12 protein-coding genes are annotated in these 13,373 nt (G+C 71.8%); 5 read left to right on the top strand and 7 right to left on the bottom strand.

Features of this window, described 5'->3' with window-relative positions; translation table 11 throughout:
- Positions 1-3 precede the first annotated feature (3 nt).
- The 4 genes from Sfulv_RS26020 to Sfulv_RS26005 form a co-directional block, all read right to left on the bottom strand.
- Positions 4-864 (bottom strand): Fpg/Nei family DNA glycosylase, encoded by an 861-nt coding sequence (locus Sfulv_RS26020; protein ID WP_173316907.1) that lies wholly within the window; start codon positions 862-864, stop codon positions 4-6.
- Between the two features lie 186 nt (positions 865-1,050).
- A complete protein-coding gene (locus Sfulv_RS26015; RefSeq protein WP_173316906.1) occupies positions 1,051-2,058 on the bottom strand; it encodes an aldo/keto reductase in 1,008 nt (335 codons plus the stop codon).
- Between the two features lie 318 nt (positions 2,059-2,376).
- A complete protein-coding gene (locus Sfulv_RS26010; protein WP_173316905.1) occupies positions 2,377-4,482 on the bottom strand; it encodes a SpoIIE family protein phosphatase in 2,106 nt (701 codons plus the stop codon).
- 5 nt (positions 4,483-4,487) lie between these two features.
- Entirely contained in the window at positions 4,488-5,666 is a 1,179-nt protein-coding gene (locus Sfulv_RS26005) for a DUF6777 domain-containing protein (RefSeq protein WP_173316904.1), read from the bottom strand.
- A 180-nt stretch (positions 5,667-5,846) separates the two neighbouring features.
- Here Sfulv_RS26005 and Sfulv_RS26000 point away from each other — a divergent pair, with 180 nt between their 5' ends.
- Genes Sfulv_RS26000 through Sfulv_RS25990 form a run of 3 tightly spaced genes read left to right on the top strand, consistent with a single transcriptional unit; the run spans position 5,847 to position 8,647 of the window.
- The gene (locus tag Sfulv_RS26000; RefSeq protein ID WP_173316903.1) at positions 5,847-6,683 is read left to right on the top strand and encodes a YndJ family protein; all 837 of its coding nucleotides are present in this window, start codon (positions 5,847-5,849) and stop codon (positions 6,681-6,683) included.
- Positions 6,680-7,201 carry a DUF1990 domain-containing protein gene (locus tag Sfulv_RS25995; protein WP_173316902.1) on the top strand — a complete coding sequence of 174 codons (522 nt, stop codon included), beginning with the start codon at positions 6,680-6,682 and terminating at the stop codon, positions 7,199-7,201. Before Sfulv_RS26000 ends, Sfulv_RS25995 begins: the two co-directional genes overlap by 4 nt.
- 15 nt (positions 7,202-7,216) lie before the next feature.
- Entirely contained in the window at positions 7,217-8,647 is a 1,431-nt protein-coding gene (locus Sfulv_RS25990) for a lipase maturation factor family protein (protein WP_173316901.1), read from the top strand.
- 57 nt (positions 8,648-8,704) lie between these two features.
- On the opposite strand, the gene Sfulv_RS25985 is transcribed toward Sfulv_RS25990, so the two are convergent.
- Together Sfulv_RS25985 and Sfulv_RS25980 are read right to left on the bottom strand one after the other, a co-directional pair.
- Positions 8,705-8,878, bottom strand: a complete 174-nt coding sequence (locus Sfulv_RS25985; protein ID WP_173316900.1) for a hypothetical protein — start codon at positions 8,876-8,878, stop codon at positions 8,705-8,707.
- A gap of 379 nt (positions 8,879-9,257) precedes the next feature.
- Complete coding sequence (locus Sfulv_RS25980; RefSeq protein ID WP_173316899.1) at positions 9,258-10,742, bottom strand: SDR family NAD(P)-dependent oxidoreductase; 1,485 nt, start codon at positions 10,740-10,742, stop codon at positions 9,258-9,260.
- A gap of 202 nt (positions 10,743-10,944) precedes the next feature.
- Between Sfulv_RS25980 and Sfulv_RS25975 the strand changes: the two genes are divergently transcribed.
- Together Sfulv_RS25975 and Sfulv_RS25970 are read left to right on the top strand one after the other, a co-directional pair.
- Complete coding sequence (locus tag Sfulv_RS25975; protein ID WP_173316898.1) at positions 10,945-11,859, top strand: SigB/SigF/SigG family RNA polymerase sigma factor; 915 nt, start codon at positions 10,945-10,947, stop codon at positions 11,857-11,859.
- A gap of 126 nt (positions 11,860-11,985) precedes the next feature.
- Positions 11,986-12,441, top strand: a complete 456-nt coding sequence (locus Sfulv_RS25970; RefSeq protein ID WP_173316897.1) for an ATP-binding protein — start codon at positions 11,986-11,988, stop codon at positions 12,439-12,441.
- Between the two features lie 34 nt (positions 12,442-12,475).
- Here the strand turns inward: Sfulv_RS25970 and Sfulv_RS25965 are convergent, their stop codons facing one another.
- Positions 12,476-13,186, bottom strand: a complete 711-nt coding sequence (locus tag Sfulv_RS25965) for a (2Fe-2S)-binding protein (protein ID WP_173316896.1) — start codon at positions 13,184-13,186, stop codon at positions 12,476-12,478.
- Positions 13,187-13,373: the final 187 nt, after the last annotated feature.

Here is a 13,373-nt window from a genome sequence, read left to right as displayed (position 1 = left end):
CCGTTATCTCAGCAGGCGCGAGAGGCGGCGGTCGGCGAGCGGTCTGCCGCCCGTCTGACAGGTGGGGCAGTACTGGAGCGAGGAGTCGCTGAAGGAGACCTCCAGGATCGTGTCGCCGCAGACGGGACACGGCAGGCCGGTGCGCCCGTGGACCCGCATGCCGCTCTTCTTCTCGGCCTTGAGCTTGCCCGCTTCCAGGCCGCTGGAGCGCTCGACGGCGTCGGTGAGGGTGGTACGCAGGGCGGTGTGGAGCCCCGTGATGTCCTCCTCGCTCAGGCTGCTGGTGAGTTTGAACGGGGACATCCTGGCGGCGTGCAGGATCTCGTCGCTGTACGCGTTGCCGATGCCCGCGATGAGCGACTGGTCCCGCAGGGCTCCCTTGATCCGGCGTCGTTCCCCGGCGAGGAGCCCGGCGAACGCCTCGCGGTCGAAGGAGTCACCGAGCGGGTCGGGCCCCAGGCGTGCGACACCGGGCACCTCCGCCGGATCGCGCACCAGATGGACGGAGAGCCGTTTCGCCGTGCCCATCTCGGTGAGGTCGAACCCGTCACCTCCCGCGAGGACCACGCGCAGCGCGAGGGGCCCCTTACCGGGCCGCGGCGGTGTGGCGGGGAAGGTGTCCTTCCACTGGAGCCAGCCGGCCCGTGCCAGGTGCGTGACCAGGTGCAGCTTCCCGGCGGTGATGTCCAGGAACTTGCCGTGCCGGGTGACGGCGGTGACCGTCGCCCCCTCCAGCGCGGAGACCGGCGGGTCGTACGTCTTGAGGACACTGATCGCTAGCGGCAGGACACGGGCGATCTCCTTGCCGACCAGGTGGCCGTCGAGAAAGACACGCAGCGCTTGGACCTCCGGCAGTTCGGGCATGCCTCAAGCCTGCCGCAGCACCGCGCCTGCTGCCTCCCCGAGCGCCCCCGGCGGCTCAGCCCAGCCCGTACTCGCGGGCGGCGGTGTCGACGAGTGGTGCCGGGGAGGGGGTCACGTCACAGCTCCGGGGCGGGTGGCCTGCCTGCTCCGGCCCTATCGCAGCTCCGGTACCGCGCGCTCCTCATGTCAGTTCCCTGCCCGGTGGCCGTCGCCGCCCGCCCCGTCGTCCAGGAGTCCTTCGGCGCGCAGTTCGTCCCAGAGGGCGTCAGGGATCTCCGTACGGAGCAGCGCGGCCGCGTCCCGTACCTCCTCCGGGGAGCGGGTGCCGACGAGCACTCCGGCGACGGCCGGGTGGGCCAGCGGGTAGTGCAGGGCGGCGGCGCGCAGCGGGACGCCGTACCCCTCGACGACGGCCTTCATGCGCAGGGCCCGGTCGAGAAGGGCAAGGGGCGCTGCCGCGTAGTCGTACGTGGCACCGGGGCGCGGGTCGGCGAGGAGGCCCGAGTTGAACACGCCGCCGACGACGACGCTCCGGCCGCGTGCGACGGCCTCCGGCAGCAGCGCGGTCAGGGCACTGTGGTCGAGGAGGGTGTAGCGGCCCGCGCAGAGCACGGTGTCGACGTCGGTGTCGCGCAGGAAGCGGGTGAGCATCGCCGTCTGGTTCATGCCCGCGCCGATGGCGCCGACGACGCCCTCCGCCCGGAGCCTCTCCAGCGCCGGGTACGCCTCGCGGAAGGCGGCCTCCTCGTGGTCGTCCGGGTCGTGGAGGTAGGCGATGTCGACGCGGTCCAGGCCGAGCCGTCCGAGGCTGTCCTCGATGGAGCGCCGCACGCCGTCGGCGCTGAAGTCCCAGCGGCGCCGGTGCGTGGCGCGTACCGCGAACCCCTCGGAGAGCCCTTCGGCGGCCGGCACCGCACCGGCGGGAAGGGGGTCGAGCACCCGGCCGACCTTCGTGGAGACGGCGTAGGCGTCGCGGGGCCTGGTCCGCAGCGCCTCACCGAGCCGCCGCTCGGAGAGGCCGAGTCCGTAGTGCGGCGCGGTGTCGAAGTAACGGACACCCTCGTCCCAGGCCGCGTCCACGGCGGCGGCGGCCTGGGCGGGGTCGACCTCGGTGAAGAGGTTGCCGATGGCCGCCGCCCCGAAGGAGAGCCGGGTGATCTCGACCGCACTGCGCCCGAGCCTGTTCCGCCGCATGTCTCTGCCGTCCTGCCGGTGATCACTGGACATTCCCAGCGCATACTCATCGGATCACCGGAGTGCGTCAACACCTCGGAACCGGCCGGGACAGCCGGCCGGTGTCCGCGCGGGGCGGGGGCCCTCAGTCCAAGCTGTCCGCAGGCAGTGACAGGCTGTCGTACCTGAGCCGCGGTCGGCGCGGTGATCAGCGACCGGGGTTCCGTGAGGCTCCTCCCCGATCGCGGCGGCCAGCCTGTCGCGGGCTCCGTCGCCGACGCGCCCCGCCGCACTTCCGCAGTCAATCGCCACCAACGGTCACGGCCGAGCCCATGCACGTTACGTAACGTCGCTGCCGGCCGAGGACCGGCGCGGCTGTCCGCGTTCCGGGACCAGGAACTCGCACCACACGCACTTGCCGGTGCCCCGGGATTCCACGCCCCAGACATCGCCCAGCAGGTCGACCAGCAACAGCCCTCGCCCCGAGACCCCGGAGTTCCCCGCGTCCCTGCGCCGGGGCAGCGCGCTGGAACGGTCCTCGACATCGACTCGCAGCCGCCGTTCGGGGCCCGCCAGGACCCTGATCGTCACGATCGCCCCGCCGTCCGTGTGCATCAGCGCGTTGGTGATCAGCTCGTCGGCGGCGAGCTCGATCTCGTCCGCGCGTTCGGCGGCACCCCACGCCCGTACGGCGGCCCTGATCATGTGCCGGGCCGAAGTCAGCGCCTCCGGGTCGTTCTGCGCCACGTGCTGCTGGAGCCGCCCCCCGGGCTGCGGCGCGTGGGCCGCCTTGCGGCGAAGCAGGAGCACCGCGACGTCGTCCTCGCCGCCCCGCTCGTCGACGGCCTCGCAGAGCCGGTCGGCCAGCGGTTCCAGTTCCCTGGGCCCGTTGGTGACCAGGTCGACGAGCAGTTGCATGCCCTCGTCGAGATCGGAGCCGGGCAGCTCCACCAGGCCGTCGGTGTAGAGCACCATCGTCTGGCCCGGGTCCAGCTCGACCGTGCTGACGGGGTATTCGAGCCTCCCGAACTCGGCGGAGAGCCCCAGCGGCAGCCCGCCCTCGACCGGCAGCCGCCGGCAGCTCCCGTCCGCTTCCCGTACGAGCGGGTCGACATGCCCCGCACGGACCAGCTGCACCACCCCGGTGCGCAGGTCCACCTCGGCGTAGCTGCACGTCGCGAAGCGGTCGGTGTCGAGTTCGTGGAGGAAGACGGAGGCCCGTGCCATCACCGTGGCGGGGCTGTGCCCTTCGGCGGCGTAGGCCCGCAGCACGATCCTGAGCTGTCCCATGACCGCGGCGGCGTGCGTGTCATGCCCCTGCACGTCACCGATGACGGCGCCGACCCTGCCTCCCGGCAGCGGGATGATGTCGTACCAGTCGCCCCCGATGTCCCGGCCGAGTCGCGCGGAGCGGTAGCGGACGGCGACCTGGGCGCCCGGCACCGCGGGAATCCTGCGGGGCAGCATCGCCTGCTGGAGACCTTCGGCGAGGTCGTGTTCCTGCTCGTACAGCATCGCGCGCTGGAGGCTCTGGGCGATCGAGCTGCCCAGGGCCACCAGCAGGTTCCGTTCGTCGGCGGTGAACCCCGCCTTGTCGCTGTAGAGGAGCCCCAGTGCCCCGATGGGCCGGGCCTGGGCGATCAGGGGGAGATAGGCCGCCGCGGTGATCCCCAGGTGGCCGATGTGCGGCCACAGGATGGGGTAGGAGGCGGCGAAGTCGTCGGCCGACTCGATGAAGCGGGGCGCGAGGGTGCGCACGACCTCACTCATCGGGTACGGCTCGTCCGTACGGGTGTAGCGGGTGCCCGGCACGTAGGCGCCCTCGGGTCCGTCGGCGACGAGATGGATGCGCCCCGACTCCAGCAGACCCATGACGACGCTGGCCGCCCCGAGGTTGGCCAGGCCGCCCGTGGAGTTCCTGAGGACGTCGGTGACGTCCTTGACCGTCCGGGCGTGGGCGAGCGCGGCCGTGGTGACCTCCACGAGGCTGGTGCGCTTGCGCCGCTCCTCGTCCAGCTCCCAGCGGGCGGTGGAGTCGGAGAGCTCCTGGGTGGCGTCGCGGACGATCCCGATGATGCGGTGGGGCCGGCCGGTGCCGTCCCGGCGGATGAAGCCCTGGGTGTGGGTCCAGCGCGGGGTGCCGTTGCGCCGCAGCATGCGGAAGTAGGCGCCGTAGTTGCTCAGCCCGGCCTTGAGGGCCTGCGAGACGAGGCCGTCGAGCCGCACGGCCTCGTCGGCCGGTACCCGCGCGGACAAGGTGACGGGACGGTTGTCGTACTCGTCGGCCCGCAGGTCGAACACGGCGAGCGCGGCCCCGTCCATATGCATGAGTCCGCTGTCCAGATCCCAGTCGAAGCTGCCCATACGGTTCAGGGCGAGGCTGAGGTCCGGGTGGGCGGGCCAGTCTTCTGGGAGTGACAGGGCACCCGCTACCCGATCATCCATACGGGTCACTCTGCCATCAATTGTCCGATTCTTCGAGCGATTGGGCCGCGGCCACCCCATCGCCTCTCCTCATCCGGCCGGCCACCCTCAGCCGCCGAAGGGTTCGGCGGCATCGGACGGACCGGACACCGGCGGCTCCGCCTCCCTCGGGTACTGCTCATCGGCAGAGAACTCCCCGCCCGCGTCACCGAAGAGGTCGGAAGGGCCGGACGGAGTCTCCTGCGGCTCGGCGGCGGGCGCGTCCACCGCTTCCTCCCTCGGCAGGTCCGCCGGGGGGTCCGCCACCTCGTCCACGGGCTCGGCGGGCGGCGCCGGGGGACGGGGAGCGCCGGTCTCGGGAGCGGGGGCACCGAGGGCTCGGCCGCGGAGGCGGTGGGTGAGGGCACGATGCCCTCACCGGGATCGAACGGAGGCGGATCGTCGGGAGACCTGTCCCGGCCGCCGTCGTCACCCGCCGGCCGCTCGATCCAGGTGTTGTCGGCGACGTCCACCAGGACGAAGTGGGTGATCGCCCGCGTACTGGGCTCGATGACCAGGACCCGGTTCGGGTCGTACCCCGCCCACTCCTCGCCGCGGTAGGTCAGGGAGCCCTTCATGACGACGGGGACGCCGAGCGGGTTTCCGCAGGCGCAGCGGACGCGGGGCGTGCCGTGGGTGTCGGCCAGCACCGCGGTGCCGGCCTGGAGCACGGACTGGAAGGCGGTGGGCGCTCCGTCGGCGTACCCGTGACCGGTGACGCGGATGTCGGCCCGCAGGAGTACGGGCGTGAGGCCGCGCAGGAACGCGGGGATCTCCTTCTCCCGGATTCCCGCGCCCCGGGCGAAGGCCCGCGCCTTGGCCCGGTCGTCCGCGAGGAGACGGGCCTGTTCCCCGATGTCGCAGCTCGCCACGGACCGGGTGCCGCCGTAGAGCCCGGGGGTTGACCCTGGGACGGTGCGGGCCGTCACGCCGGTAAGGGCGGCGGGCGAGGCGGTGGCCGCCGGGGGCGGGGAGGCGGCGGTCGACCCGGTGAACGGGTCGGGGCCGGGCGCCCCCGCCGGCTGGAGGACGAGCTCCTTGGCCCCCGCCGTGCCGGGGGTGCCGTTCCCGCCGCTCCCTGGCCCTCCGGCGCAGCCCGCGACGAGGAGGACACCGGCGGTCAGGGCGGCGAGCGCGGTACGCCGCGGACGTCGGGGTGAGCGCACTGAGCTCTCCTGCCTGTTCACATCGAACCGATGGGTCTCCTCATGTCTGCCGCACCGCGGACACCTCCGCAAGCCGGACGGTCATCTCGCCCACAGCGTCCGAGCGGACTTGAACGCGTTCAAGAAAGAGCCTAGGGTCAGCACATGGGTTGAACGCGTTCAAGACGTCGGGGGCAAGGCATGACCGTACTGGTGAACCTGATCGTGATGCTGGGCATGCTCGTCGTCGTGCCCACCGGACTGCGGCTCATGGAAGCCCCCGAGCTCGACCGCATACGCCGCCTCTGGCCGCTCCTCGCCGCTCCGGGCGCCCTCGCGCTCTGGCTGCCGCGCGGCCTCACCGCCACCGCACTCGCCACGGTCTATGCCCTGGGAGCTGTGGCCCTGGCGCTTCAGTCACCGCTCCGAGCGGCCCGTACGCGCAGCGCCCGCCCCACCGAGATCGCCGTGCACACCGCGCTGACCGCTCCCTCGGTCGCCGCGCTCGCCCTGGTCGCCGAGCGCTCGGGGCACGAGCTGTTCGGCTTCGACCTCGGCATCCTCACGCTGACCGTGCCGCACTTCCACTTCGCCGGTTTCGCCGCGGCGCTGGTCGCCGGGCTCCTGTGCCGGGCCACCGGCACCCGGGCCGGCCGGTTCGCCGCGCTGAGCGTGCCGCTGGGCACCCTGCTCGTCCTCATCGGCTACTTCATCGGGGAGTGGGCCGAGCTGGCCGGGGCGGTCGTGCTCACAGCCGGGATGTGGGCGGTCGCCCACCTCACCCTGCGCACCGCCCGCACCGGCGGCCCGGACCGCGCCACCCGGGCGCTGCTGCGCACCTCGGCCGCGGTCCTCGTCGCCACGATGGTGTTCGCGCTGAGCTGGGCACTCGGCGAGGCCACCGGAATCCCGCACCCCACTCTCACCTGGATGGCCGCCACCCACGGCCTCGGCAACGCGCTGGGCTTCGCGCTCTGCTCGGTACTCGCCTGGCGCCGGCTCCAGGACCGCACCCCACCGGAAGGCAGGACCGCGTGAACACCCTCACGTACACCGAGGTCGGCGCCACCCTCCACGGTCCGCTCCCCCGCGGCTACCACCACCTCCGCCACCGGACGCCCGTCGGCAGAGGCCGCGAGGACTTCGAGGCGGCGGGGGCGGCGGTCACCGGCTGGCGCGTGCACCGTGCTTCGGGGGCACGGATCGACGCGACGACGGCCCGGGCCGAGGGCGGGACCCGCGTCGCCGTCTCCCTGGGCATCGGCCCGCTCCGGGTCACCGCCCCCTGCGAGGTGGTGCGGGCGGTGTACGGGAGCGCGCGCACCGGCTTCGCGTACGGCACCCGTCCGGGGCATCCGGAACGCGGAGAGGAGTCCTTCGTGGTGGACCTGGCGGACGACGGAACGGTGTGGTTCACGGTCACGGCCTTCTCCCGGCCCGCCCGCTGGTACACCCGTGTCGCGGGTCCGCTCGTGCCGCCCGTCCAGCGCTGGTACGCGCGGCGCCTCGGCCGCACCCTTCGCCGGATCGTCGCCACCCGCCGACCGGGGCGGTGACCGATACTTGGGGCGATGGAGTGGTTCACCGCAGAGGACTACTGGCTGAGCCGGCTGATCTTCCAGCGGGCTCTCGCCGTCGTGTACCTGATCGCTTTCCTCTCCGCCGCGCTCCAGTTCAGGGCGCTGATCGGTGAGCGGGGAATGCTGCCGGTCCCCGCACTCCTGCGGCGCACCCGCTGGCAGGCCGCCCCCGGCCTCTTCCGGCTGCACTACTCCGACCGCTTCTTCGCCCTGGTGGCCTGGACCGGCTGCGCCGTCGCCCTCGCGCTGCTCGCGGGCGCCGACGCGCACCTGCCACTCTGGGCGGCGATGCTCCTGTGGGCGCTGCCCTGGGTGCTGTACCTGTCGATCGTCCAGGTCGGCCAGGTCTGGTACGGATTCGGCTGGGAGTCGCTGCTGCTGGAGACCGGCTTCCTCGCCGTCTTCCTCGGCAGCGGCGACACCGCGCCGCCGGTACTCGTGCTCTGGCTGTTGCGCTGGCTCCTGTTCCGGGTGGAGTTCGGTGCCGGACTCATCAAGATGCGTGGCGACGCGTGCTGGCGCCGGATGGCCTGTCTGGACTTCCACCACGAGACCCAGCCGATGCCGGGCCCTCTGAGCTGGTACTTCCACCGGCTGCCGAAGCCCGTGCACCGGGTGGAGGTGGCCGCGAACCACGTCACTCAGCTCCTGGTCCCCTTCCTGCTCCTCACCCCGCAGCCCGTGGCGGGCGCGGCCGCTGGGCTCATGATCGTCACCCAGCTGTGGCTGGTGCTGTCGGGGAACTTCGCCTGGCTGAACTGGCTCACCATCACGCTCGCCCTGGCGGCCGTCGACTGGTCGTCCCTCGCCGGGGAGCCGCCCGCCCAGTCCGCGCCGCCCCTCTGGTACGAGGTGGCGGTCATCGCCGTCACGGTGCTGGTCCTGGCCCTCAGCTACCGGCCCGCGCGCAATCTGCTCTCCCGCCGCCAGGTGATGAACCGGTCCTTCGACCCGCTCCACCTGGTGAACACCTACGGGGCGTTCGGCAGCATCAGCCGCGTACGCCTGGAGGTCGTCGTCGAGGGGACCGCCGATCCGGTGATCCACGAGGGAACGCGCTGGCAGGAGTACGGCTTCCGCGGCAAGCCCGGTGATCCCCGGCGGCGGCCGCGCCAGTTCGCCCCGTACCACCTGCGGCTCGACTGGATGATGTGGTTCGCGGCCCTCTCCCCCGCGTACGCCGGATCCTGGTTCCGGCCCTTCGTCGAACGGCTCCTGGAGAACGACCGCGACACCCTGCGGCTGCTGCGGCACAACCCGTTCCCGGACACCCCGCCGGTACACGTCAGGGCACGCGTGTACCGCTACCGGTTCACCACCTGGCGCGAGCTGCGGGAGACCGGGTGCTGGTGGCACCGCGACCTGGTGCGCGACTTCATGCGGCCCGTGGCGCGCGCGGGCGGGCCAGACGCACAGCACTGAGCCCCGCCCTCCCGCGTGGGCGGGGAAGCGAGGCTCAGTGCGGACCGGTGCGAGCGGTCAGTCGATGCCGGGGAGGATGTGCGGCTCGGCGAGGTCGTCCTCGTAGCCGGCCAGCCGGATCGGCGCGGACCTGGCCCACACCTCGATGTTCCGGAGTCCCTGGGGCCTGCGGGCCCGCTCTCCGTACCGTTCGTCCGGTCGCTTCTCGTACTGCGTCAGGTCTGGTGTCACCGCGAACTCCTTTGTGTCGCGTAACCCCGGGGGACGGCCGTGCAGCGGCCGGAACCGCGCGTCGACCGCCCCGGGGCAGGGGCAAGGAACAGTTCGGTCGCGGTGGCGCCCGTAGGGGGCGGGACGGCGGCCCGGTTGCAGACCTGTCCCAGGACGGCCGAGGAGTCTTTGTGGATTCCTCGGTGGCGTCCGTTCACCCCAGACTAACCAAATGAGCGCGCCCGCGCTCGACAGAACGTGTGGCCTGGGTCACTTTCAGCCAACGATCTCACCCGAGTGGCGTTCCAGCAGGACGGGACGGGACAGACAAGACGGCGGCCCCTGGAACTCGGGCCGCCGTCGTCCTCGTCGCCGCGACGGGTGTTCACCAGGCAGGTGTTCACCAGTTCGCGGGCGCGTAGTCCTTCAGGAAGCAGCCGAACAGGTCCTCGCCGCCCTCGCCGCGCACGATCGGGTCGTAGACCCGGGCGGCGCCGTCGACCAGGTCGAGCGGGGCGTGGAAGCCCTCCTCGGCGAGGCGCATCTTGTCCGGGTGGGGACGCTCGTCGGTGATCCAGCCGGTGTCCACCGCCGTCATCAGGATGCCGTCCTTCTCGAACATCTCCTGGGCGCTCGTCCTGGTCAGCATGTTCAGGGCGGCCTTCGCCATGTTGGTGTGCGGGTGGCCCGCCCCCTTGTAGCCGCGGCCGAACACACCCTCCATCGCCGAGACGTTCACCACGTACGCCCGCTTCGCCGCCGTCGCCGCCATGGCCCTACGGAGCCTGCTGATCAGGATGAAGGGGGCGGTGGAGTTGCAGAGCTGGACCTCCAGGAGCTCGATCGGCTCCACTTCCTCCACCGTCTGGACCCAGCTGTTGGTGTCATGGAGATCGGGGACCAGCCCGCCGGCGTCGATCGCGGTGCCCGCGGCGATCCGCTCCAGCGAGGCGGAGCCCGTGACGAGCGCCAGCCCGGTGACGTCCTGAGCGGTCAGCCCCTCCCTGCGGGCGGACGGCAGGGCGGCGACACGGTCGACCGTTCCGCTGCCGAAGGTACCGATGACCTCGGCAGCCGGGAGCTCACCGGCGGGCAGCGGCGCCGACTCGGCGTTCAGCAGCTCGCGGTACGCCTGCGGGGAGCGGCGTACCGTCTGCGCCGCGTTGTTGATGAGGATGTCCAGCGGGCCCTCGGCGGCGACGGAGTCGGCGAGGGCGACGACCTGGGCGGGGTCACGCAGGTCGATGCCGACGATCTTCAGCCGGTGGATCCACTCCGCGCTGTCCGGCATCGCCTTGAAGCGGCGGATCGCGTCGTTGGGGAAGCGCGTCGTGATGGTCGTGTGGGCGCCGTCGCGCAGCAGCCGCAGCGCGATGTACATGCCGATCTTCGCCCGGCCGCCGGTGAGCAGCGCCCGGCGCCCTGTGAGGTCGGTGCGGGCGTCGCGGCGCGCACGGTTCTCCTGGGCGCAGGGCTGGCAGAGCTGGTGGTAGAAGGCGTCGACCTCGACGTACCGCGTCTTGCAGATGTAGCAGGAGCGGGGGCGCTGGAGTATCCCGGCGATCTCGGCGGCGGCGGACGACGAGGGCAGGACTCCCTGCGTCTCGTCGTCGATGCGCTCGGCGGAGCCGGTCGCGGTGGCTTCGGTGACCGCCTTGTCGTGTGCGGTCTTGGCCGCCCTGCGCTCCTGGCGGCGGCGCTGCTTCACCGTGCGGTAGACACCTGCGGTGGCCCGGCGTACGGCGATGGCGTCCGGGTGGTCGATGTCGATGGTGTCGAGCTCGTCGAGCACGCTCAGGCAGACGGCGAGCCGCTGCGGGTCGATGCCGGGACCGAACTCACCGGTTCCGGAATCAAGCTCCGGGCTGTCTGCTGTCACCGTCATGGCCGTTCCTCTGTTACTGGGTGGTGCCGGCCACAGGCTGCGCCAGGCCGTGTCACTTCGGGCCGACGCCCCGATCAAGTTTGCCACGGCCCCGCACGGCCCCGATTCCCCCGCCGGAAAAGAGTTTGAAATCGACAGGCATGACATCCTCAGGACCGGGCATACGAGGATCCACACCAGCGGAAATCAGGAGGGTGACACCATGACGGCGATGTCAGCGCGAACCACCAGAGCGGTCGGCGCAGTGGCGCGACAGGACCACCAGGCAGGTTCCGGGACATATGCCGCAACGGCTGCCGGTACGGGGGCACTTCCCTGGATCGAGGACACCGGCAAGGTGGCCCCCAAGGACGCCCGCGCGCTCTCCCGGATGTTCTTCGACGAGCTCCAGACCCTCGAAGAGGGAACGCGCGAGCACCAGTACGCGCGCAACACGCTGATCGAGATGAATCTCTCCCTGGTGCGCTTCGCCGCGTCCCGCTTCCGCAACCGCGGCGGTGACGACACCGAGGACATCATCCAGGTGGGCACGATCGGCCTGATCAAGGCCATCGACCGTTTCGACCTCTCCCGTGAGGTCGAGTTCGCCACCTTCGCCGTGCCGTACATCGTGGGCGAGATCAAGCGGTTCTTCCGTGACACCACGTGGGCCGTCCATGTGCCGCGCCGCCTCCAGGAGCTGCGGGTCGACCTGGCGAAGGCCAAGGAGCAGCTCTCGGCCGAGCTGGACCGCGAACCCACGGTCGCCGAGCTCGCCGCGCACCTCGAACTCCCCGAGGAGGAGATCATCGAGGGCCTCGTCGCGGCCAACGGCTACTCGGCCGGTTCCCTGGACACGCCTTCGGCGGAGAGCGACTCCGGCAAGGACCAGCGGGCGTACGCCGATGTGCTGGGCGAGACGGACCCCGGCATGGAGACCGTGGAGAACCTGCACGCGCTCGCGCCGCTGCTGGAGAAGCTGGACGACCGTGAGCGCAAGATCGTCCAGATGCGCTTCGGCCAGGAGATGACGCAGTCCCAGATCGGTGAGCACCTCGGGGTTTCCCAGATGCACGTGTCGCGTCTGCTGAACCGGATCGTGCAGCGGCTGCGCGCGGGAATGTGCGTGGAAGCCTGAACGGCCTGGCAACAAGTGATAAGCGTCTAAGATATGGGCAGCTACCCCGGAGTGGGTTTCCTCGACGCGGGTAGACAAACGGTGAGAAATGGTCTCGGACCTCCCTGCGGCGCCTTGGCTGGAGCTATGAATCAACAGGCCACCTCACGGCCGGACGACTCCGCCCAGGAGTTCCGGTGTACCGAGGTACTGCACACCTCCGAGGTGTTCGCGGGAGAACCGGGCTGCATAGCCCAGGCCCGGGAGCTCGCGGACCGCTTCCTGACCCGCCTGGAGGCGGAGTGGCTGGCGGTGCTGCGCGAGCACACCCGCAGTGATCTGATGCTGGCGGTCAGTGAGCTGATCACCAACGCCGAGCGCTACAGCTACGGCCCCTACCTGCTGGAGCTCGAAGGCACCGCCGAGAGCATCAGCGTCACGGTGTACGACAGCAGCACGGCGCTTCCCGTTCTCTACGGGCCCGACCCGGCACGCCTCGGCGGGCACGGCATCGAGATCGTCGTCGCCCTGTCCGACCGAGTCACCGCCGAGCGGGTACCGGTGGGCAAGCGCATCCGCGCCGAGTTCCAGCTCAGCATCTGAGACGTCCGTCCGAAGTCCCGCGCCTCCGTGCTGGTCATTCGCGCGCGGTGAGCGGGACCGCCCCCGGTCTTCGGTCGAAGACGCAGTCCCCGCAGAGGCCACCGTCCGGGCACCGGTAGTAGAGGCAGCAACTGCGCCGCCGGAAGGCCGGGCCGTGCGGAGCGCCGGTGGCGGCCAGGTCCGGATGGTTGAAGAGCTCGGCCCCCAGGGCCCGCGCGCGTCCGGCCACGTCGGGGCGCCCCTGGCTGCGGGCCCAGCCGGTCAGCTCCCGTACGGCGCCGGCGAGCGCCGAGCCCGCGTTGCCCCACAGCAGCCCTGCGGAGACCCTCTCCTGGGTCCGCAGCACTTCGGCGAGCGGCACGAGGTGCCCGAACTGGACGACTTCCCGTATCCGGTCGGCACTGCCCTCCAGCGTCCCGGTGCCGGACAGCCGCAGATCGTCGGGCATGGTGAGCGCGGGGTCCCAGCGGAGCCGGTCGGGCGAGAGGTCCGGCAGCCGTCCGTGCAGGGCGGCGGGGCCCAGCGCGAGGGACCAGAGACGGGCGGCCAGCCCCAGGTGCGCGAGGGAAGCGGCGACCCTGCGCTCCGAGGTGCGCAGCCGGCCGGCGACCGTGTCGACACGGGCCGCGAGCGGCGCGAGGTCCCCCGCGTAGAGCCGGGCCAGCGGACGGTGGTCCGCGCCGGGAACGGGCCCGTTACGGAGGACGAAGAAGCCACCTGGCTCGAAGACGTCGGTCCGCTCCACGGTCTGCTCCCCCTCGGGCCGTCCCCCGCCCGTCCGCCCCGTCCGGCCACCCGCCGTGCCTGGCCGGGAGCTCACCGTACCCGGCGAACCGCGACTTCTGACGTTCCGCGCGAGGAGGACTACCGTCGGGAGGAGGACGCCGAACCCCTGTACGTACTACCGGAGCAGTACGTCGAATCGCCGCCTC

This window comes from Streptomyces fulvorobeus, assembly GCF_013167895.1.
Classification (GTDB): Bacteria; Actinomycetota; Actinomycetes; order Streptomycetales; family Streptomycetaceae; genus Streptomyces; species Streptomyces fulvorobeus.
Note: the sequence above shows the minus strand (reverse complement) of the source record. Positions and strands in the feature narration are given on the sequence as shown.